The organism is Streptomyces calidiresistens, from assembly GCF_014141525.1.
GTDB lineage: Bacteria > Actinomycetota > Actinomycetes > Streptomycetales > Streptomycetaceae > Streptomyces > Streptomyces calidiresistens.
The window spans coordinates 1-19,529 of the sequence record NZ_VKHS01000025.1 but is presented as its reverse complement, the minus strand read 5'-3'; the positions used below and the strand labels follow the sequence as shown (position 1 = coordinate 19,529).

The following is a 19,529-nucleotide window of genomic DNA, read 5'->3' as shown; positions in this document are numbered from 1 at the left end:
GGGTGGGCGCAGGGGGCGGTGTTCGTGGTGGCGGGGCTGCTGTGTCTCGCCTTCGCCCTCGGCGTGCGGGGCCGCCCGGGAGCCGTCACGGACTCCCGGTGGGGAGTGCGAGCCCTTGCCGGGTGGGGCATCGGTCTGGTCGGTGCCGGTCTCTTCACCGGTGACCCGGTGGGCGGCTACCCACCCGGGAGCCCGGACGCGCTCACGGAGTACAGCGGTGCCCCGGCCCTGCTGCACGACCTCTTCTCGTTCCTCCTCTTCCTCGCGATACCCGTGGCCTGTCTGGTCTTCGCCCGTCGCTTCGCGGGCATCCGGGATCGCCCGCGCTCGCTCGGCTCCGTGATCACCGCCGTCGTGTTCCTCGCGGCGCTGGTTCTCGCGAGTGCCGGCTTCGAGCAGGTGGAGGCCCTCGCGGATCACGCCGGGCTGTTCCAACGGGCGGCGCTCACCGCCGCCTGGCTGTGGCTCACCCTGTTCTCCCTGCACCTGCTGCGCGCACCGGAGCCGGCGCGCTCCTTCGCACCCCTGCGACAGTGATCACGGGATACACGGGATACACGGGACACACGGGGGAAAGGAGCGATGCCCGGTGATGGGGGAACCCCCGGCCAGGAGCCTCACACGACGTGGCCACCGGCCACCCGGAGCACCTGGCCGGTGATCCATCCGGCGGCGTCCGAGGCGAGGAACACCACGGCCTCCGCGATGTCCTCGGGAAAGCCGACCCTTCGCAGGGGAATGGTGGGCTCCACCTCGCGGACCAGGTCCTCGGACATCCAACCCGTTTGTACCGGGCCGGGTGCCACGGCGTTGACCCGGATGCCCGAGGGGCCGAGGTCGAGCGCGGCGGCCCGGGTGAACGCCTCCAGCGCGGCCTTGGAGGTGCCGTAGCCGATCTGCCCACCGAACGCGGGGGCGGCGTCGGTGGAGATGTTGACCACCGCAGCCGTCCCGCCCGGTCGGTGACGTCGTGCCATCTCGGCCACCATCAACGCAGGGGCGATGGCATTGACCCCGTGGTGCCGCGCCATCCCCTCACGACTGACGGAGAGGATGTCGTCCGGACTCTCGCAGTGCGCCGCGTTGTTCACCAGGACGTGCACGGCCCCGAACTCCTCGACGGCGGTGGTCACGAGCCGTTCCGGTTCCCCGGGGATCGACAGGTCCGCCTCGAGGACCCGGGCCGCCCGGGCTCCGGCGGCCCGCAGTTCGCCGGCCAGGCCGGCCACCGAGGCGGCGTCGGCCGTGTGGTGTTCCACGGTGGTCCCGGGGCCGACAGGGGAAGCCCTGGTGAGGACGTGGGCCACGACCCCCGCCCCCCTGGCCGCGAACTCCTCCGCGATCGCCCGGCCGATCCCGGCCGAAGCCCCGGTGACCAGCACCGTTCTCTCCTCCCACGGAGTTCCGATCATCTTCCGCCTCCTTCGTGTCCTCTCCACTCTCTCCGACGGGGCGGCGACATCCCCGTCCTTTTCCGCGCGGTGCGTTTCCGACGAGAGGTGGAATTCCGTGGCCCGGGCGTCGCGTCGATGGGGAGTCGATGGGGAAGTGTGCCGGTCGTCGGACGGGAAAAGCGGTGGAGAGGAGAGTCCGGACACGGGATGATTCCGCGCCATGACACATGGAGCACCCTCACCGGCCGACCGCGACCACTCTCCGACCGCCGGGGCCCGGCCGGTGGCGCTGGTCACCGGGGTGGGGCGGAGCGTCGGTATCGGGGCGGGGATCGCCCGCCGCCTCGCGGCCTCCGGCTGGGACCTCGCCCTCACCCACTGGACGCCCTACGACGCCCGGATGCCGTGGGGCGCGGAAACCGACGCCATGGAGGTGATCACCGCCGATCTCGATCGCCACGGCGCCGCGCACGCGACGATCGAGGCCGATCTGGAGGACCCGGGGGTACCCGCCCGGGTCTTCGACGAGGCCGAGCGCCGGCTCGGGCCGGTGACGGCGTTGGTGATGTGCCACTGCGAGTCGGTGGACTCCGACCTGCTGACCACCACCGTGGAGAGCTTCGACCGGCACTTCGCGGTCAACGCCCGGGCGACCTGGCTGCTGATCCGCGAGTACGGCAGTCGTTTCCGGGGCGTCCCCGGCACCGGGCGGATCATCGCCCTCACCAGCGACCACACCGTCCGCAACCTTCCCTACGGCGCGAGCAAGGGCGCCCTGGACCGCATCACCCTCGCCGCGACACACGAGTTCGCCCACCTCGGCGTCACCGCCAACGTGATCAACCCCGGCCCCGTGGACACCGGGTGGATGGACGGGGAGACGCGCCGGCGGTGCGTGGAGCACACCCCGGCGGGCCGCCTCGGCGCTCCGCGCGACACCGCCCACCTGGTCGACTTCCTCTGTTCCCCCGAGGGAGGGTGGATCAACGGCCAGCTGCTCAAGAGCAACGGCGGCTTCTCCTGAGCCCTGTCGCCCCGGCACCCGATGTCCCCACCGGGGACGTCGGGGACGGCCACGGATGATCGCGGAGCATCCGGAAGCACCGAAGCACCCGCCGGGCGAGCCGGGGACCCCGCGGGAAGACGCTCCCGGGGGCGGGGTGCCGGCCCCGGGGAGCGCCCCGGGATCGCCGGAGAGGCGCCACCGTCCGGCCCGCGCACGCCGACGGCCCGGCCGGGGCCGCCCTCCCGAAAGGGGGAGGGCGGCACCGGCCGGACCGTGGGGCGACCGGCGCGGGCGGTCAGCCCTTGCGCAGGGCCCGCAGGTACTCGCGGTTCATGCGGGTGATGCTGAACAGCGGGATGCCCTTCGGGCAGGCCGTGGCGCACTCGCCGACGTTGGTGCACCCGCCGAAGCCCTCGGCGTCCATCGCCGCGACCATCTCCCGGGTGCGGGACTCCCGCTCCGGGGCGCCCTGCGGCAGCGCGTTGAGGTGCACCACCTTGGCGGCGGTGAACAGCATCGCCGAGCCGTTCGGGCACGCCGCCACGCAGGCGCCGCAGCCGATGCACTCGGCGTTCTCGAAGGCCAGGTCGGCGGCCTCCTTCGGCACGGCCGTGGCATGCGCCTCGGGGGCGCTGCCGGTGGGGGCGGTGATGTACCCCCCGGCGCCGATGATCCGGTCGAAGGCGGAGCGGTCCACCACCAGGTCCTTGATCACCGGAAAGGCACCGGCCCGCCAGGGCTCGATGTCGATGACATCGCCGTCGGAGAAGGACCGCATGTGGAGTTGGCAGGCGGTGGTCCGCTCCGGACCGTGGGCGTCGCCGTTGATCACCATGCCGCAGGAGCCGCAGATGCCCTCCCGGCAGTCGTGGTCGAACGCGACCGGCTCCTCCCCCTCGGCGCTCAGCCGCTCGTTGAGGGTGTCGAGCATCTCCAGGAAGGACATCTCGGGGGAGACGCCGTCCAGTTCGTAGGTGGTCATGGCCCCCGGCTCGTCGGGGCCGGCCTGCCGCCAGATGCGCAGGGTGAGCTTCATCAGCGTCATGCGTAGCTCCGCTGGGTGGGGTGGACGTAGGCGAATTCCAGCGCCTCGCGGTGCAGCACCGGTGCGTTGCCGGTGCCGGTGTACTCCCAGGCGGCGGCGTAGGAGAAGGCGTCGTCGTCGCGCATCGCCTCGCCGTCGGGGGTGCGGCTCTCCTCGCGGAAGTGGCCGCCGCAGGACTCGGTGCGGTGCAGGGCGTCCAGGCACATCAACTCGGCGAGTTCCATGTAGTCCGAGACGCGGTTGGCCTGCTCCAGGGACTGGTTGAGGGCCTCGCCGGACCCCGGCACCCGGATGCGCTCCCAGAACTCCTCGCGCAGCGCGGGGATGCGCTCCAGCGCCTTGCGCAGCCCGGCGTCGTTGCGGGCCATGCCGCACTCGTCCCACAGCAGGGTGCCCAGTTCGCGGTGGAAGGAGTCGGGGGTGCGGTCGCCGTTGTTGGACAGCAGCGCGTACAGCCGGTCGGTGACGAAGGAGACGGCCTCCTGCGTCGCCGGGTGGTCGGCGTCGACCCTCTCGATCCCGCCGAGGCGGGCCAGGTAGTCGCCCAGGGTGACCGGCAGCACGAAATAACCGTCGGCCAGACCCTGCATCAGCGCCGAGGCGCCCAGCCGGTTGGCGCCGTGGTCGGAGAAGTTGGCCTCGCCGATCGCGAACAGGCCCGGCACCGAGGTCTGCAGGTCGTAGTCGACCCACAGGCCGCCCATCGTGTAGTGGATGGCGGGATAGGTCCGCATCGGCACCTCGTACGGATCCTCGGCGGTGATCCGCTCGTACATGTCGAAGAGGTTGCCGTACTTCGCGGCGACCGCCTCCCGGCCCATCCGCCGGATCGCCTCGGCGAAGTCCAGGTACACGCCCTGGCCGCCGGGGCCCACGCCCCGGCCCTCGTCGCAGACGTTCTTGGCGGCCCGGGAGGCGATGTCCCGGGGCACCAGGTTGCCGAAGGAGGGGTAGAGCCGCTCCAGGTAGTAGTCCCGCTCCTCCTCGGGGATCTCGCGCGGCGGCCGCTCGTCGCCCTTGCGCTTCGGCACCCAGATGCGGCCGTCGTTGCGCAGGGACTCGCTCATCAGCGTCAGCTTGGACTGGTGGTCGCCCGAGCGCGGGATGCAGGTGGGGTGGATCTGGGTGAAGCAGGGGTTGGCGAAGTGGGCGCCGCGCCGGTGCGCCCGCCAGATCGCGGTGGCGTTGGAGTTCTTGGCGTTGGTGGACAGGTAGAAGACGTTGCCGTACCCGCCGGAGGCCAGCACCACGGCGTCGGCGAAGTAGGTGTCGATGCGGCCGGTGAGCAGGTCGCGGGCGACGATGCCGCGCGCCCGCCCGTCGACCACGATCAGGTCCAGCATCTCGGTGCGCGGGTGCATCTCCACCCGGCCGGCGGCGATCTGCCGGGAGAGCGCCTGGTAGGCGCCGAGCAGCAGCTGCTGGCCGGTCTGGCCCCGGGCGTAGAAGGTGCGGGAGACCTGCACGCCGCCGAAGGAGCGGGTGTCCAGCAGGCCGCCGTACTCGCGGGCGAAGGGCACGCCCTGTGCCACGCACTGGTCGATGATCTGCACCGACACCTCGGCGAGGCGGTGCACGTTCGACTCGCGGGCGCGGAAGTCGCCGCCCTTGACCGTGTCGTAGAACAGCCGGTACACGGAGTCGCCGTCGTTGCGGTAGTTCTTGGCGGCGTTGATGCCGCCCTGGGCGGCGATGGAGTGGGCGCGCCGGGGGGAGTCCTGGTAGCAGAACTGCAGCACCCGGTAGCCCTGCTCGGCCAGGGTGGCGCCGGCGGCGCCCCCGGCCAGACCGGTGCCCACCACGATGACGGTGTGCTTGCGGCGGTTGGCGGGATTGACCAGCTTGGCGTCGAAGGTCCGCTGCCTCCACCGCTCGGCGATCGGCGTGTCGAGGGGGGCGCGGGTGTCGGCCACGGGGTCGCCGACGGTGAAGTCGGCGTAAGTGCCGGACCCCGTGCCCGTCGGGGTGGTGGTGCCGCCGGGCGGCTGTTCGGTGGTGGTCATCTCAGCTCACGATTCCCGTCATGACGGCGATGGGGACGGACACGAAACCGACGGTCAGCGCGACCGCGAGGCCGGTGGCCGTGGCCTTCAGCGCCCGATCCCGTCGCGGATGGTTCACCCCGAGCGTCTGGGCGGCGCTCCAGAAGCCGTGCCGGATGTGCAGGCCGAGGGCGAGCATCGCCACGATGTAGATGGTGTTGCCGTACCAGGTGGAGAAGGTGGCGACGACGTTCTCGTACGGCCGGCCCTCCTCGCCGAGCGGGTTCACGTGCCCGGTGGTCAGGTCCAGGATGTGCCAGACCACGAACAGCGCGATGATCACGCCGCCCCAGCGCATGGTGCGGGTGGCGTAGGTCGCCCGCCGCCGGCCGTGGGCGTACTTCACCGGCCGGGCCCGGATGTCCAGGCGGCTGAGCTGCCAGGCGGCCACGATGTGCGCGATCACGGCGGTCAGCAGCACCACCCGCACGACCCACAGGAGCCACCCCTCGCCCAGGGCGGGCTCGCCGAAGACGCGCAGCCACTCGGCGTACTCGTTGAAGCTCGTCGAGCCGGCGAAGATCTTGAGATTGCCGAGCATGTGGACGATGAGGTACAGCAGCAGGATTCCGCCGCTGACCGCCATCACCGTCTTCTTCCCGATGGTGGAGCGCCAGAGGACGCGCAGGGAGGACGGGCGTCTGCCCGTGTCGGTCGCCGATGCCATGACATCCAACGGTATGAACGCGCCCGTCATTCGTCCAAGACGCAACGCGGCTGATCTCGATAGGAAAAGCCTATTATTGGTGATCGGGGCCGCCTAGGCTGGAACCATGCAGCTCCAGCAGCTCCGCTACTTCACCGCCGTGGCGGAGACCCGGCACTTCACCCGGGCCGCCCGGCGCGAACACGTGGCCCAGCCCTCCCTCTCCCAGCAGATCCGGGCCCTGGAGCGCGAGCTGGGCGCCGAACTCTTCCACCGCGCCCGCGGCCACATCTCCCTCACCGACGCCGGGGAGGCCCTGCTCCCGCTGGCCCGGCGCATCCTCGCCGACGCCGAGACCGCCCGCCGCGAGGTGCAGGAGGTCGCGCTCCTGCGCCGGGGCCGGGTGCGCCTGGGCGCGCCACCGAGCCTGTGCACCAGCCTGGTCCCCGACGTCCTGCGGGATTTCCGCGACCGCTACCCCGCGGTCGAGCTGCACCTGCGCGAGGGCGGCTCGCCCGACCTGGTGCGGGTACTGGCCGACGGCGAACTGGACCTCGCCCTCGTCATCACCCCGCTGACCGGCCCCGCCCCCGCCCTGACCGCCGCGGACCTGCTGCGCGAGGAACTGGTCGTGGTCTCCGCCCCCGCCGGCCCCCCGCCGGTGCTCCGCGAGCACATCCGGGTGGCCGACCTGCGCGACCGCCCCCTGGTCCTGCACCGCCACGGCTACGAACTGCGCGAGGTCGTCGTCTCCGCCTGCCGGGCGGCCGGCTTCGAGCCCACCGTGGGGGTGGAGGGCGGCGAGATGGACGCCGTGCTCAGCCAGGTGCGCGCCGGACTCGGCGTGGCCGTGGTGCCGGGGATGCTGGCCGTGCGGTCGGGGCTGCGGACCACCCCCTTCGCCCCGCCGGGTCTGCACCGCACGATCGCCGTCGCCCACCGGGCGGACGTCTCCCCGCCCCGGGCCGCCCGCGAACTGGACCGGATCCTCCGCGACCGCCTGCCGGCCCTCATCCGCGAGGAGAACTTCGCCCTCCCCGCCGGCGACTGATGCCGCGACGCCCCGGGTACCGGAGTGCCGCTCCGGAGCACGGAAATCCTCGACGAGCGGGAGTGGTGACGACGGCCGGGGGCGATGACGCCGAACGTCCGGCCCGGCCGTCCGCGGGCACCGGGCGGAAGAAGGCGTGCACGGTGAGAGTGCGGATCCTGCGGAGAACCCGCTCATCAACCGTGAGGAGGCAGTCCGTTCCGTACTCCGCGGCCCCCGCCGTTACCCGGGTCGCGTCCGTGGGATCAAGTGGGAGATCGGCGTAGCGGGTCCCGACATGCGGGGCCGTTCGAAGAACGGGCTCGTCGATGTCCGCCACCATCATCCGCGAGGTCGAGGTATGGCGGAGCATCCGGGTGGGGACCGCGCGGGCCCGTTCCGCGCCGATTCGACGCACGTCCGAAAGACGTCTCCCGCCCCGCTCGTTCGGTGGGTCGGGACGGGAACGGGTCCCCGTGTCGGACCCCGGCGGATGGCCCGGGGATCCCCTCTCTTCCCGATGGCTCTTTCCCCCGTTCCCTCCCCCGCCCATCGGCAGGGGAGGACGACCCGCAGGGGAAACTCCCGGGTCGGCCCGTTTTTCCATCACTCCCGCGGGTGAAGAGCGCCCCTCGAACGAGTGGATCGCGACATCGAACGGCTCTGCCGCCGCGCGGATCGGGCAGGAACCCGACCGCGCGTCACCGCGCGGCCCGCCCCGACCGGGGCGAGGGTCGATGTCGAGGAGCGAGGAGACCACCACCATGGCCAGGACCCGGGTGCTCGTAGAGGTGACCGCCGACGACCACCGCGAGGGATTCGCGGCCTTCTCCGAGGCCGCCGCGTCCCCGGAGGACGCCCGTCGGCAGCTCGACCGCGCACTGGACGCGGTCACCGGGCTCGGGGTGGAGGTCTCCGGGTCCGCCGGTCCCGTCCCCATGTTCGGCGGACCACCCGGAGCACCCGACCCGGCCGTGCCCCGGACGTTGCGCGCCTTCGCCGGCCCGGAGACCGCCGCCGACCTCGCCGCCACCTCCCTCGTGGTCCCGGTGGAGGTGGAGGACTCCCGGCTGGAGGAGCTGCGGGGGCGCAGCGGTGTGCTCGGCGTCTGGCCCAACTCCCGGCAACACCTGCTGCGCGGCACCGAGGCCGACCTGCTGCGCGGAGCGGAGGGCCGCATCCCGGCCCCCGCCCGCGCCCCCTCGGCCGTGGACTGCCGACCCTTCCGCGACGCGGTCGGGATCGAGGCCATCCGCGAGGCACTGGGCGTCGGAGCGCTCTGGGAGGCCGGCTTCCGGGGCGAGGGCGTGCTCGTGGGCGTCATCGACGAGGGGATCGACGGCGACACCTACCCCGTGGCGGGTGGCTTCGCCCCCGAGGGCGGCTCGCGCCAACCGGGCACCGCGCCGGTGACCAGCCACGGCTCGATGTGCGCGGCCGATGTGCTGGTCGCCGCCCCCGACGCCCGGTTGTACGACTACCCCTTCCTCGGCGTGCCCGACTCCGGGGGCGCCCTCGCGATGTTCCAGGCCGTCCTCGATCAGCGACGCCGGGACGGCACCCCCCACCTGACCACCAACAGCTACGGCTTCGTCGGCGTCCCCGACCGCCGTACCAACCCCCGGCACGAGATCCACGACATCGACCACCCCCTCCACCGCAAGGTCCGCGAGGTGGTGGCCTCCGGCGCCGCCTGCTTCTTCGCCGCCGGGAACTGCGGGGAGCAGTGCGCCAGCGGTGCCTGCCATCCCAGCGGCACCGGTCCCGGCCGCTCGATCCACGCCTCCAACAGCCTCGCCGAGGTCATCACCGTCGCGGCGGTCAACAGCCTCTCCGAGCGGGTGGGCTACTCCTCGCAGGGGCCCGGCATGTTCGAGCGGCGGAAGCCGGACCTCGCGACCTTCACCCATTTCTTCGCCAACTTCGGTCCCGGTCGCCCCGGCGGCACCGATGAGGCCCCCTACGACAGCGGCACCTCGGCCGCCGCCCCGCTGGCCGCGGGTGCCGCCGCCCTGCTGCTCTGCGCGGCCCCCGATCTCTCCCCGGACGACCTGCGCCGCATCCTGTTCTCGGGGGTGAAGCCGGCCGGGGAGGCGGGGTGGGATCCCGGCTACGGGCGGGGCGTGCTCGACGTGGCGGCCTCCTACGCCGCCATGACGGAGGAGGATTGAGGAGGGACGGGCGGATCGGGGCGAGGGCTCCGGACCCCGTGGTGCGCCGGGTCCCGGAGCCGTCGGGACCCGGACCGGGGGATCGGGGGACGAGCGGCAGGGAGGAGCGGGCGTGGAGTGGCTGTTGACGGTGCCGGCCGACACCGACCGGGCCGTCCTGGCGGAGCTTTTGGTCGAGGCCGGGTGCGTACTGCACGACCTGCCCGCCGTCCCGATGGGGGAGGGGGAGCAGGTGGTGTACGCCCGGGGACCGGAGGACATCGAGGCGCGGCTGCGGGCCCGGGGGCTGACCGTGACGGCGAGCCCCAACTCCTCGATGCGTTTCTTCGAGACCTGAGAGCGGGGCTCCGGCCCCCGGTTCCCCGCCGCCGGTCCGGGGCGGCTTTCGTATGGGGGCCGGAGCCGGTCCGGGGCGTGCCGCCCCCTGGCGGGGCCGGGAAGGTCGTTGCCCCCTCCGCCCGGAGGGGATACGGTCGGACGTGTCCGTGCCCGTGCCGAAGCGGGAGAAGAAGCGGGAGAACGGGGAGGTGGGGTTGATGACCGCGCTCGGGGCCACCGTGCACAGCGCCCGGGTCACCCTCACGTCCCGGTCCGTGGCCTGACACCGTTCCGTTCGTCCCTCCGGGAGCGTGAGCCCGGGGCGCCCGATCGACTCCCCTGCGGAAACGGACTTCCACCTCACCATGACCACTTCTCGGAATTCATGGACCACGCGCCCCGAGACCGGCGCGGACCTTCCCGCCATCCGTGAGATCAACCTCGCCGCGTTCGACACCTCCGCCGAGGCCGAACTCGTCGACGCCCTGCGCCGCGACCCGGCCTGGATCGACGGCCTCTCCCTGGTCGCCGTTGACGTCGGTGACGCCGCCGACACGCCCGTCGCGCACGCGCTGCTGACCCGTTGTCACATCGGTGACGTGCCGGCACTGTGTCTGGGACCGTGCGCGGTCCTGCCCGACCACCAACGGCGGGGCGCCGGTTCGGCGGTCATCCGCGCCGCTCTGGCGGCTGCCCGGGCGCGGGGCGAGCACTTCGTCACCGTCCTCGGTCATCCGGAGTACTACCCCCGGTTCGGTTTCGCCCGGGCGTCCGCCCACGGCATCGGCCTGAGCATCGAGGTCCCGGACGAGGCCCTGATGGTCCTCGCCCTCGACCCGGGGCGTCCGTTGCCGAGCGGAACGATTCGCTACGCCGATCCCTTCGGGATCTGATTCCCCGTGGGGCGGGACGTGCCGGGGCCGTCGTGACGGCCCCGGCACGTGCGGTGTCCGGGCGGGGCGGCCGGGCACCGGTGGAGGTGAACGCCGGGGAGCCGGAAGTGCCCGGGCGGAGCGCCGGCCCTTCCGACCCCGCTCCGCGCCGCCCGTGTCTCGGAGCGCAGGCGGGGTCCGGGGTCCGGCCCCATCCGGTCGGTGTCCTCACCCGCTTCGGAAGCGGTCCGCGTGCTCGGCCACCCACTGCTCGAACGTGCGGGCCGGGCGACCCGTCACACGCTCGACGGTGTCGTCGACGGTCGTGGCGGTCCCGGGAGGTGCGGCGTACCACCCGATGACGTACTCGGCCTCCTCCCGGGAGACACCGCCCGCCATCAGCCGCTCGACCGCCCGGGCGTGCGGGATCGTGACGAAGGCGATGTCCCGGCCGGTCGCCCGGGAGAGGATCGCGACGCGGTCGCGCGGGGTCAGTGCCTCCGGTCCGGTGAGGTTGTACACCTCACCGGCGTGGCCGTCCTCGATCAGGGCGACCGCCGCCACCGCCCCGATGTCCGCCTGGTGGACCAGAGCGCTGGGCCGGTCGTAGGGCTCCCGCACCACGCCCTCGTCGCGAATCGAGTCGACCCAGCCGAGCGTGTTGGACATGAACTCCTGCGCCTCCAGGCGCGTCCACTCCACCCCGGACTCCGCCACCGCCCGCTCGACCGGCCCCACCCGGCCGTCCCACAGAACGGTGATGCGCCGCACTCCCGCCCCGACCGCCCGCCGCACGAACTCCGGGCCGACCCCGGCGAGCCCTTCCACCGCCGTGATGTGCAGCCGGTCGCACCCCGCGAGGGCGGACTCCCACGTCCCCGGTTCCGTGTGGGTACCCGCCACCGTCTCCACCCCGGTGGGGAATCCCCCGGTCGCGGCGACCGGGTTCCGCGTCAGAGCCCGAACGCGTTCACCTCTGCGGGCCAACTCCGCCACCACGTGACGCCCGGTGTTCCCGGTGGCACCCGTCACCAGTGTGGTCATGGCTCAACCCCTTTCGTTCCCGGGAACGCTAGAAGCTCAATCCCACTTGAGGTCAAGCATCGTCCGGGCGTCGGTCGGTCGGCCCGGCGGCACGCGCGGCCGGAGAGGCGTCCGGCTTCACCACAGGACCGCGCAACCCCGCCGTTCCAGGGCGTCGACCAGGGCGGGCGGCGGTTCGAACGGGTTCCACCGCAGGTCGAGTTTCTCCAGCGCCGGGAAGTCGAGGACCCCGGCGGGGAGCCGGTTCAGGTGGTTGGCCCGCAGGTCGAGCTGCCGGAGTCGTGGCAGGGCCGTCAGGGCCCCCGGGAACTCCGTCAGGGCGTTCTCCCGCAGGTCCAGCACCCGCAACTCCCGCAGCCGGCCGATCGACTCCGGTAGAACGCTCAACCGGTTCCCCCGCAACCACAGTTCGCGCAGACGCCCCAGCCGGCCGATCGACCCCGGCAGCTCGGTCAGTCGGTTGTGCCCCGCCCGCAACTCCCGCAGGGCGGTCATTCCCCCGATGCTTTCCGGCAGCGCGGTCAACCGGTTCTCCCCGACGTTGAGGTACCGCAGCGCGGTCAGCCGGCCGATCGACCCCGGCAGCTCGGTCAGTCGGTTGTCGTGGAGGTACAGGAAGTCCGACAGGCGCGTGAGAGCCCCGATGTCCCCCGGCACGCGGGTCAGGGCGTTGTGGCCGAGGTCGAGGGTGCGCAGGTTCACCATCCGGCCGACCGCCGGAGACACGGTCGTCAACCCGTTCTCCGCGAGGATCAGCACCCGGGCGTCCGTGCGCCGCCACACCTCCGGTGGCACCGCGCCCACCCCCTGCCGCCACAGGTTCACCGTGGTGTCCGGCTCTCCCGCCGCCCCGGCCGTCACGGTGCCCGCCCCGCCTTCGCGGCTCCCGCGGACCGGGCCTCCCGCAGGGCCGGGAGGGCCAGGGTGAGAAGACCGGTGAGAAGCGCCGCCAGGGAGCAGCCCCACAGGGCGATCCGGGCCGAGGTCCACTGGGCCAGCAGCCCCAGCGCGAGGTTCATCCCCACCAGGGGCAGGCTCTGCACCACGGTCACCACCGACTGCACCCGGGCCAGGTAGCCCTCCGGGGTGGTCCCCAGCATCAACGGGGCGATGTTCGCTCCGAAGGCCCCGTTGCCCGCGCCGATCAGCAGCGAGGCGAGGATGCCCACCAGCGGGTTCGGGGCCGCCGCCAGCACGCCGATGCCCGCGCCGGCCACCACCAGCCCCAGCCCGGCCGCCACCCCGGGACGGGCGGCCCCGCCCCGTACCAGTACCACCAGGGCGACGGAGACGATGCCCACCGCCTGGGCGCCGACCAGCACACCCGTCTCGCGCGGTCCCCAGCCCTCCTGGCGGGCCAGCACCGGCGCCAGCAGGGAGATCACCGGCAGCAGGAAACCGGCGGCCACCGCCGTGACCCCCAATCCGGAGAGGAGGATCGGTGTGCGCCGGCACACCCGCAGGCCGGCGGTGATGTCGCCCCACAGACCGGAGCGTTCGGCCGGCGGCGAGGTGTGCGGAGCCGGCTCCTGCGGTGTCCCCCGGCCCTCCGGGCGCCGGCGCAACCACAGCAGCACCGCCAACAGCACCGCCGGGCCGACCGCCGCGACGGCCAGGGGACCCGGCGTGCCGAACACGTCGAGCAGCGCACCACCCGCCGCCCCCGAGGCGAACAGCACCATCTGCACGCCGGTCTGCCGCAGCGCCATGGCACGCGGCAGGCTCTCCGGGCCCACCAGTCGGCGCGGCATCGACCCCGAGGCGGGCAGGTCGAAGGCGTCCAGCACACCGATCACCAGCGCCGCCCCGAACAACAGGGCCACCGGCGTGCCCACGAAGGAGACCGCCGCGGCCAGGGCCGCGACCACCACCAGGGACAGCGCGGCGCAGAGGGTGAGGATCCGCCAGGCCCCGATCCGGTCGGCCACCACGCCGCCGAGCAGCATCAACGCCGCGCGCGGGAGGTTGATCAGGGCCAGCATCGCCCCCGCGACGGCCCCACCGTGGCCGGCAGCGGCCCATCCGAGCGCGAAGTACAGGACGCCACTGCCGAACAGCGAGGCCAGCCAGCCGGCCAACCAGAGCCGGAAACCCCCCGGTAAGGCGGCCCGCCGGGCCTCGGTCTGCGCGGCTTCGGGCGCCCGGGTCGGGGCGGGGGACGCGGGGGGAGTCGCCATGCCCGGCACTCTAGGTCCGGCCACCGACATTCCTTTCCCACCCGCCGGGACGTCGGAGCCCGCGGCGGTACCGGCCGGTGACGGCGGAGACCCCCACCATGGCGGTGATGCCGCCCGCGGCCGGGGCGAGGGGGTACACCCCCGGGCGGCTCGCCCGCCGGCCCCGGGCGACCGGGGGGTGATCAGCGGGGGACGAGGGTGTCCAGGGCGGTGCGGACGGTGCGGCGGAAGGCGTCGCTGCCGGTGTGCCCGGCGTCCTCGACGATGTGCAGGCGGGCGTCCGGCCAGGCCCGGGCCAGCTCCCAGGCGGTGATCGCCGGTCCGCTCAGGTCCTGCCGGCCGTGCACCAGGACGCCGGGGATGCCGGTGAGCCGGTCGGCGTTCCGCAGCAGTTCGCCCTCCTCCAACCAGGCGGCGTGCGCGAAGTAATGGGTGGTGATGCGGACCATCGCCATCATGTCGCGGTCCGGCCTGCCGCTGTAGGGGGCGGGCGCGCCGTGCGGCTCCAGGGAGACGAGGGTGTCCTCCCAGGCACACCACTCGCGGGCGGCGTGTTCGCGCACCTCCGCGTCGGGATGGTTCATCAGCCGGGCGTAGCCGGCCACCGGGTCCTCCCGGTCGGTGGGCGGCAGGGGGGCGAGGAAGCGCTCCCACCGGTCGGGGAAGAAGCGGGCCGTCCCCCGGTAGAGCCAGTCGATCTCCGAGTGGCGGGTCGTCGTGACGCCCGCGATGACGATGCCGGCGACGCGGTCGGGGTGCCGCTGGGCGTAGGCGAGGATCAGGGTGGAGCCCCAGGAGCCGCCGAACAGCACCCACCGCTCCACCCCGAGGTGTTCGCGCAGTCGCTCCATGTCGGCGATCAGGTGGTGGGTGGTGTTGTGCTCCAACCCGGTGGCGGGGTCGCTCGCGTGGGGCAGGCTGCGTCCGCATCCGCGCTGGTCGAACAGGATCACCCGGTACCGGTGCGGGTCGAAGGGGCGCAGCATCCGGGGCGCGCAGCCGGATCCGGGGCCGCCGTGCACGACGAGCGCCGGGGCCCCGTCGGGGTTGCCGTGGGTCTCCCAGTGGACGCGCTGGCCGTCACCGACGTCCAGCAGGCCCCCGTCGTACGGCTCGACGGGCGGGTGCGGCACGTCCGACGGGGCGGGGGGCGGTGCGGACACGGGACCTCCGGAGGCGGGACACGGCTCGGTGGGAACCGGGGGAGTGTGCCGGCTCCGACCACGCTCCGCGAGCGGTTTTCCCGTCCCCGTCCCCGGCATCCCGTCGACCTCGGGTCGCCGGAAGGCGTGCCGAACGCGCCGCGGCCCGCCGGGATCCGTGACGGATCCCGGCGGGCCGGGGGAGGAGTCCCGGGAGGGGTGCCCTCAGCGGTCGGCGGGCCGGCCGGTCGTTTCCGTGTCGCCCCCGATGTCCTCCGCCGCCTCGGCGGCCCGGGCGCGCGCCCGGTGCTCGACGCCGATGACGGCCAGCGGCAGCAGACCGCCGACCAGCAGGGCCAGCGGCAGCAGCATCCAGACGAAGACGCCGCACATCACCAGGGCGACGAGCAGCAGCAGCGAACCCACCGGGTCGTCCCGCAGGGCACCGGCGGCGGTCCGCAGGTGTTCGCGGGCCGGTGTCCCGCCGGCCGGGTTCCCCCCGTCCGGGGCGCCGGCCGAAGCGGTGGTCGACCACGCGGCGGCCACCCGCAGCAGCAGGACGCCCCAGCCGCCGAGCAGGGCGAGGGAGACCGGGAGCAGGAGGCCCGCGCCGGGGACCACCCCCGCCTCGGCGAGCGTGGCGTTCCACACCAGCACCAGGGCGCCGGCGAGGAAGGCGAGGCCCGCGGCCCACAGGTCCCGCACGGCGGCCACGAAGTCCCGCAGCAGGTCGCCGATTCGTTCGCTCTCCCCGGCCAGGTGGCGGCGCAGGTGGGCGGTGCCGGCGGCGAGCGCGGGCAGGAGGGTGATCAGGGGCAGGGTCAGTACGAGGACGACCACACCCGTGAGCAGGGTCTCGCCGAACAGAGCGAGACCGGCTCCCTTCCTGCCGCGCATCGCCTCAGCCCTTCAGTCCGGAGGTGGCCACGCCGTCGACGATATAGCGCTGGAAGACGATGAAGAAGATCAGCACCGGCAGCAGGGCCAGCACCGCCATCGCCATCTGCCCGCCGTAGTCGGAGACCGTGGTCTGGTCCACGTACTGGCGCAGTGCCAGCGGCATCGTGTAGTTGTCCGGGCTCTTGAGGTAGATCAGCGGACCGAAGAAGTCGTTCCAGCTCCAGATGAAGGCGAAGATCGACGCGGTGACCATCACCGGCCGCATCAGCGGCAGCATGATCGACCAGTAGATCCGGGCGTGTCCGGCGCCGTCGATGCGGGCCGACTCGTCGAGTTCGCGCGGCAGGTTCCGCATGAACTGCACCATCAGGAAGACGAAGAACGCCTCGGCCGCCAGGAATTTCCCGAGCAGCAACGGCCAGAAGGTGTCCACCATGTTCAATTCGTTGAACATGATGTACTGCGGAATGATCACCACGTGGAACGGCAGCAGCAGCGTGCCGATCATCAGGGCGAACCACAGTTTCCGGCCGGGGAATTCGATGCGCGCGAAGGCGTAGGCGGAGACCGTGGAGGAGAGCGCGATGCCCACCACCGCGCCGACCGCCAGGATCATCGAGTTCGTGAAGAAGGTCCAGAACGACACCCCGCCGATACCGCTGAACGCGGTGACGAAGTTGTCCAGGGTGGTGTTGTCCGGGATCAGGTTGACGTTGCCGACGATCTCGTTGGACGGCCGGAAGGAGGAGAGGACCATCCAGGCGGCCGGGTAGAGGATCACGAAGCCCAGCACCAGGATCGAGCCGTGGTACAGCAGGGTGCGCCAGGAGCGGCGCCGCCGGGCGCGGCCGCGGCCGCCGTCGTGGTCGGTGGACCGGGCGGGGGGACGCATCCCGCCGCCGGCGGCCTCACCGGCGGCGACCGCCTTGCCGGTGGTCGGAGTCGTGGTGGTCACTTGCCCTCACCGCCGTAGTGCACCCAGTGCTTCGAGGTCTTGAAGAAGATCAGGGTGATCAGGCCCACGAACAGGACCAGGACCCAGGCCATCGCCGAGGCGTAGCCCATCTGGAAGTCGCGGAAGCCGCGGAAGTACAGGTAGAGCGTGTAGAACATGGTCGAGTCGGCCGGGCCGCCGGTGCCGTTGGAGACGATGAAGGCGGAGCCGAAGACCTGGAAGGAGTTGATCGTCTCCAGCACGAGGTTGAAGAAGATCACCGGCGAGAGCATCGGCAGGGTGATCCGCAGGAACTTGCGGACCGGGCCGGCCCCGTCCACCTCGGCGGCCTCGTAGAGCTCGGTCGGGATCTGCTTGAGACCGGCCAGGAAGATCACCATCGGCGCGCCGAACTGCCACACCGCCAGCAGGATGAGCATGTACACCGTCATCGACGGGTCGCCGACCCAGCCGCCGGGGGAGAGGCCGACACCCTGGCCCACCCGGTCCACCACGCCGTTGTCGATGAACATCGCACGCCACACGATGGCGATCGAGACGCTGGCGCCGATCAGGGAAGGGGCGTAGAAGAAGGAACGGTAGGCGCCCTGTCCGCGCCTCCTGCTGTTGAGCAGCATGGCCACGGCGAGTGCGGCGGCCAGCTTGATCGGGGTTCCCACCAGCGCGTACTGGAGGGTGATCTTGACCGAGTTCAGATACCGGTCGTCGTTGAAGAGCCTGATGAAGTTGTCGAGCCCGACCCACTCCGGCGCCCGGAAGAGGCTGTAGTTGGTGAAGGCCAGGTAGAGCGAGGCCAGCATCGGGCCGGCGGTGAGGGCGAAGAAGCCCAGCAGCCACGGGGAGAGGAACGCGTAGCCGGCCCGGGTCTCGGCCGCCCGCCGCGACGACCGCGCGCTGCGCGGCCGTCGCGGCGGCTTGCCGACCTCCGGGGCCTTGGACGCTTCTCGGGCAAGAGTCACAAGGTCGATCCGTTTCGTGCGACGAAAGGGGTTGAGGGGCCGGAGGAGGGATCAGCCGAGGTGGATCTCGGCCTCGGCGAACCAGCGGTCCACGAACTGCTCGACGGTCAGGTTGCCGTAGGCGAACTCCTGGCCCAGGTTGCGGTACTCCTCCTCGATGGGACCGAAGCCCTCGATCGGGAGCGGCGCGGGCTCGGTGACGTAACCGGCCTCGGAAGCCGCCTCCTCGTACTCCATCACCCGGGCGTCGATGCCCCCCTCCTCGAGGTCGAGGGCGTCACGCTGGGCGGGGGAGGAGGGGACACCCAGGTTGGTGCCGAAGATCGCACCCGCCTCCGGGTCGTTGACCAGGAAGTCGATCAGCTTGGCGGCCTCCTCGGGGTGGTCGCTGTTGGCGCTCACCGCGAGCTGCATGGTCGGCTTGAAGAACTGGCGCTTCTCGCCGTCGGGGCCCGAGGGAATGGGCATCAGCTGCAGGTCCTCGACGCCGGAGTCACCGACGTAGCCGGCCAGGAAGTTGTCCCAGTGGAACTCCATGGCGGCCTCTTCGACCGTGAAGCCGGACAACGGTTCGAGCTGGACCGAGCGCTGGACCGGATAGGTCAGGTTCTCCGGCTCGCGCACCTCGGAGGCCAGCTCCAGCCACTCCGTCATGTGCTCCTTGGTGAAGTTCAGGTCCCCGTCCTCGGTGAAGGGCTCGACACCCTGCTGGAGGAGCCACTGGACGAAGAGCCAGAAGGTGCCGGTGTAGTCGGTGCCTCCGTACACCTGCGGGTCGGCGTCGGCCCCGGCCTCGGAGACGGCGGCGAGCACGCGGTTGTACTCGGCCCAGTCGTAGTCCTCGGCGGGGGGCTCGACACCCAGCTCGTCGAGCAGGCCGGGGTTGTAGAAGAGGGCCAGGGTGTTGGTACCGGTGGCCACGGCGTACAGGTCGTCGCCGACCCGACCGGCGTCGACCAGGGCCTCGTCGAACTCGGAGAGGTCCAGGGCATCGCCCAGGTACTCGTTGAGGTTGGTCAGCTGACCGGTGTCGGCGTACTGGCGCAGGTAGGAGGTGTCCATCTGCAGGACATCCGGCAGCGAGCGGCCGGCGGCCTCGGTGCTCCGGGCGGTCCAGTAGTCGGGGAAGGCGGCGAAGCCGGTGTTCACCTTGATGTTCGGGTTCTGCTCCTCGAACAGGTCGATGGCCCGCTCGTAGCGGTCGGCGCGATCGTCGTTGCCCCACCACTGGAAGTTGAGGGTGACCCGGCCGCCCTCGTCGCCGCCGCCACCGCCGTTGTCGGAACCGCAGGCGGTGAGGGCGAGTGAGCCGACCGCCGCGAGGGCGATACCGCGGATCGCGGCTTTCCTGATGGACATTGGGAGCCTCCCTGCTCTCGTCAATGCGTGGGGCACTTCGTCGCCGGCCGGGCGAATGGCGGCCGGCGGCCCGGGCGGCGCCGCTTCCGCAGCCCTCGGCGTCGCCCGAAGTGAATCGTTACAATACCGCCGGGGGTCGATCTGTGAACCCGGCCGTCGGTAACTTTTCGGAAACGTGACCGTGATCGTTTTTCCGCATGTCAACGCTGCTTGTCCGGGGGAACCCGAGGTGGCGCGGGGGTCTGTGGAGCCCTCCTCGGCGCCCTTTGGTCAGGGGTTTTTGCGAGCCTGATCGTGAATCGATTCATGTCGCAAGCAGCGCGTACGCCCGGGGAGGCGCGCACCCGGGGGGTGTTTCGGAGTCTCGCAATGGGGGCGACTCGCGTCAAGGGGAGTGATCGGCATATCGACCCTTGTTCGACTCGCCGAACGACTCCGGGGCGGGTGCGCGAGGGGTGAGGGTCGAGGG

Annotated in this window: 19 protein-coding genes; 7 read left to right on the top strand and 12 right to left on the bottom strand. The window is 72.3% G+C overall.

All coding sequences use genetic code 11. From position 1 onward, the window contains the following. Window positions 1-537, top strand: a 537-nt coding sequence (locus FOE67_RS02555; RefSeq protein ID WP_182660100.1) for a DUF998 domain-containing protein, incomplete at its 5' end; no start/stop codon positions are given. An 80-nt stretch (window positions 538-617) separates the two neighbouring features. Here the strand turns inward: FOE67_RS02555 and FOE67_RS02550 are convergent. Next, window positions 618-1,412, bottom strand: a complete 795-nt coding sequence (locus FOE67_RS02550; RefSeq protein WP_182660099.1) for an SDR family NAD(P)-dependent oxidoreductase — start codon at window positions 1,410-1,412, stop codon at window positions 618-620. Window positions 1,413-1,614: 202 nt separating this feature from the next. Here FOE67_RS02550 and FOE67_RS02545 point away from each other — a divergent pair, with 202 nt between their 5' ends. Continuing rightward, a complete protein-coding gene (locus FOE67_RS02545) occupies window positions 1,615-2,418 on the top strand; it encodes an SDR family oxidoreductase (RefSeq protein ID WP_182660098.1) in 804 nt (267 codons plus the stop codon). Between the two features lie 277 nt (window positions 2,419-2,695). Here the strand turns inward: FOE67_RS02545 and FOE67_RS02540 are convergent, their stop codons facing one another. From FOE67_RS02540 to FOE67_RS02530, 3 genes are read right to left on the bottom strand one after another with little or no spacing between them, the layout of a single operon-like run. After that, a complete protein-coding gene (locus FOE67_RS02540; protein ID WP_182660103.1) occupies window positions 2,696-3,436 on the bottom strand; it encodes a succinate dehydrogenase/fumarate reductase iron-sulfur subunit in 741 nt (246 codons plus the stop codon). Between the two features lie 5 nt (window positions 3,437-3,441). After that, window positions 3,442-5,448 carry a fumarate reductase/succinate dehydrogenase flavoprotein subunit gene (locus FOE67_RS02535; RefSeq protein WP_182660097.1) on the bottom strand — a complete coding sequence of 669 codons (2,007 nt, stop codon included), beginning with the start codon at window positions 5,446-5,448 and terminating at the stop codon, window positions 3,442-3,444. A 1-nt stretch (window position 5,449) separates the two neighbouring features. Continuing rightward, on the bottom strand, window positions 5,450-6,154 hold the full coding sequence (locus FOE67_RS02530; RefSeq protein ID WP_182660096.1) for a succinate dehydrogenase cytochrome b subunit: 705 nt from the start codon (window positions 6,152-6,154) through the stop codon (window positions 5,450-5,452). Between the two features lie 106 nt (window positions 6,155-6,260). Between FOE67_RS02530 and FOE67_RS02525 the strand changes: the two genes are divergently transcribed. From FOE67_RS02525 to FOE67_RS02510, 5 genes are all read left to right on the top strand, one after another. Beyond that, entirely contained in the window at window positions 6,261-7,184 is a 924-nt protein-coding gene (locus FOE67_RS02525; protein ID WP_182660095.1) for a LysR family transcriptional regulator, read from the top strand. 716 nt (window positions 7,185-7,900) lie between these two features. After that, the gene (locus FOE67_RS02520; RefSeq protein ID WP_182660094.1) at window positions 7,901-9,334 is read left to right on the top strand and encodes a S8 family serine peptidase; all 1,434 of its coding nucleotides are present in this window, start codon (window positions 7,901-7,903) and stop codon (window positions 9,332-9,334) included. 112 nt (window positions 9,335-9,446) lie between these two features. Continuing rightward, window positions 9,447-9,671, top strand: a complete 225-nt coding sequence (locus FOE67_RS02515; protein WP_182660093.1) for a hypothetical protein — start codon at window positions 9,447-9,449, stop codon at window positions 9,669-9,671. Between the two features lie 142 nt (window positions 9,672-9,813). Beyond that, on the top strand, window positions 9,814-9,936 hold the full coding sequence (locus FOE67_RS29940; protein WP_267133291.1) for a hypothetical protein: 123 nt from the start codon (window positions 9,814-9,816) through the stop codon (window positions 9,934-9,936). Window positions 9,937-10,017: 81 nt separating this feature from the next. After that, entirely contained in the window at window positions 10,018-10,545 is a 528-nt protein-coding gene (locus FOE67_RS02510) for a GNAT family N-acetyltransferase (RefSeq protein ID WP_182660092.1), read from the top strand. A 207-nt stretch (window positions 10,546-10,752) separates the two neighbouring features. On the opposite strand, the gene FOE67_RS02505 is transcribed toward FOE67_RS02510, so the two are convergent. From FOE67_RS02505 to FOE67_RS02470, 8 genes are all read right to left on the bottom strand, one after another. Next, window positions 10,753-11,568, bottom strand: a complete 816-nt coding sequence (locus tag FOE67_RS02505; RefSeq protein WP_182660091.1) for an NmrA family NAD(P)-binding protein — start codon at window positions 11,566-11,568, stop codon at window positions 10,753-10,755. Window positions 11,569-11,685: 117 nt separating this feature from the next. After that, the gene (locus FOE67_RS02500; protein ID WP_323384079.1) at window positions 11,686-12,429 is read right to left on the bottom strand and encodes a leucine-rich repeat domain-containing protein; all 744 of its coding nucleotides are present in this window, start codon (window positions 12,427-12,429) and stop codon (window positions 11,686-11,688) included. Continuing rightward, the gene (locus tag FOE67_RS02495) at window positions 12,426-13,745 is read right to left on the bottom strand and encodes an MFS transporter (protein WP_182660090.1); all 1,320 of its coding nucleotides are present in this window, start codon (window positions 13,743-13,745) and stop codon (window positions 12,426-12,428) included. The genes FOE67_RS02500 and FOE67_RS02495 overlap by 4 nt, the downstream gene beginning before the upstream one ends. A gap of 182 nt (window positions 13,746-13,927) precedes the next feature. Further along, entirely contained in the window at window positions 13,928-14,908 is a 981-nt protein-coding gene (gene pip / locus FOE67_RS02490; protein WP_323384077.1) for a prolyl aminopeptidase, read from the bottom strand. Window positions 14,909-15,112: 204 nt separating this feature from the next. Further along, on the bottom strand, window positions 15,113-15,784 hold the full coding sequence (locus tag FOE67_RS02485; protein ID WP_182660088.1) for a hypothetical protein: 672 nt from the start codon (window positions 15,782-15,784) through the stop codon (window positions 15,113-15,115). 4 nt (window positions 15,785-15,788) lie between these two features. Then, complete coding sequence (locus FOE67_RS02480; protein WP_323384075.1) at window positions 15,789-16,742, bottom strand: carbohydrate ABC transporter permease; 954 nt, start codon at window positions 16,740-16,742, stop codon at window positions 15,789-15,791. Beyond that, on the bottom strand, window positions 16,739-17,701 hold the full coding sequence (locus FOE67_RS02475) for a carbohydrate ABC transporter permease (protein WP_182660087.1): 963 nt from the start codon (window positions 17,699-17,701) through the stop codon (window positions 16,739-16,741). The genes FOE67_RS02480 and FOE67_RS02475 overlap by 4 nt, the downstream gene beginning before the upstream one ends. 51 nt (window positions 17,702-17,752) lie before the next feature. Further along, window positions 17,753-19,060 (bottom strand): ABC transporter substrate-binding protein, encoded by a 1,308-nt coding sequence (locus FOE67_RS02470; RefSeq protein WP_182660086.1) that lies wholly within the window; start codon window positions 19,058-19,060, stop codon window positions 17,753-17,755. Between the last annotated feature and the right edge of the window lie 469 nt (window positions 19,061-19,529).

What these genes read in the sequence shown, in the direction of transcription:
- FOE67_RS02550 (WP_182660099.1), bottom strand. Translation starts at nt 1,412, where the DNA reads ATGATCGGAACTCCGTGGGAGGAGAGAACGGTGCTGGTCACCGGGGCT.
- FOE67_RS02510 (WP_182660092.1), top strand. Translation starts at nt 10,018, where the DNA reads ATGACCACTTCTCGGAATTCATGGACCACGCGCCCCGAGACCGGCGCG.
- FOE67_RS02540 (WP_182660103.1), bottom strand. Translation starts at nt 3,436, where the DNA reads ATGAAGCTCACCCTGCGCATCTGGCGGCAGGCCGGCCCCGACGAGCCG.
- FOE67_RS02530 (WP_182660096.1), bottom strand. Translation starts at nt 6,154, where the DNA reads ATGGCATCGGCGACCGACACGGGCAGACGCCCGTCCTCCCTGCGCGTC.
- FOE67_RS02495 (WP_182660090.1), bottom strand. Translation starts at nt 13,745, where the DNA reads ATGGCGACTCCCCCCGCGTCCCCCGCCCCGACCCGGGCGCCCGAAGCC.
- FOE67_RS02485 (WP_182660088.1), bottom strand. Translation starts at nt 15,784, where the DNA reads ATGCGCGGCAGGAAGGGAGCCGGTCTCGCTCTGTTCGGCGAGACCCTG.
- FOE67_RS02470 (WP_182660086.1), bottom strand. Translation starts at nt 19,060, where the DNA reads ATGTCCATCAGGAAAGCCGCGATCCGCGGTATCGCCCTCGCGGCGGTC.
- FOE67_RS02545 (WP_182660098.1), top strand. Translation starts at nt 1,615, where the DNA reads ATGACACATGGAGCACCCTCACCGGCCGACCGCGACCACTCTCCGACC.
- FOE67_RS02505 (WP_182660091.1), bottom strand. Translation starts at nt 11,568, where the DNA reads ATGACCACACTGGTGACGGGTGCCACCGGGAACACCGGGCGTCACGTG.
- FOE67_RS02520 (WP_182660094.1), top strand. Translation starts at nt 7,901, where the DNA reads ATGTCGAGGAGCGAGGAGACCACCACCATGGCCAGGACCCGGGTGCTC.
- FOE67_RS02525 (WP_182660095.1), top strand. Translation starts at nt 6,261, where the DNA reads ATGCAGCTCCAGCAGCTCCGCTACTTCACCGCCGTGGCGGAGACCCGG.
- FOE67_RS02535 (WP_182660097.1), bottom strand. Translation starts at nt 5,448, where the DNA reads ATGACCACCACCGAACAGCCGCCCGGCGGCACCACCACCCCGACGGGC.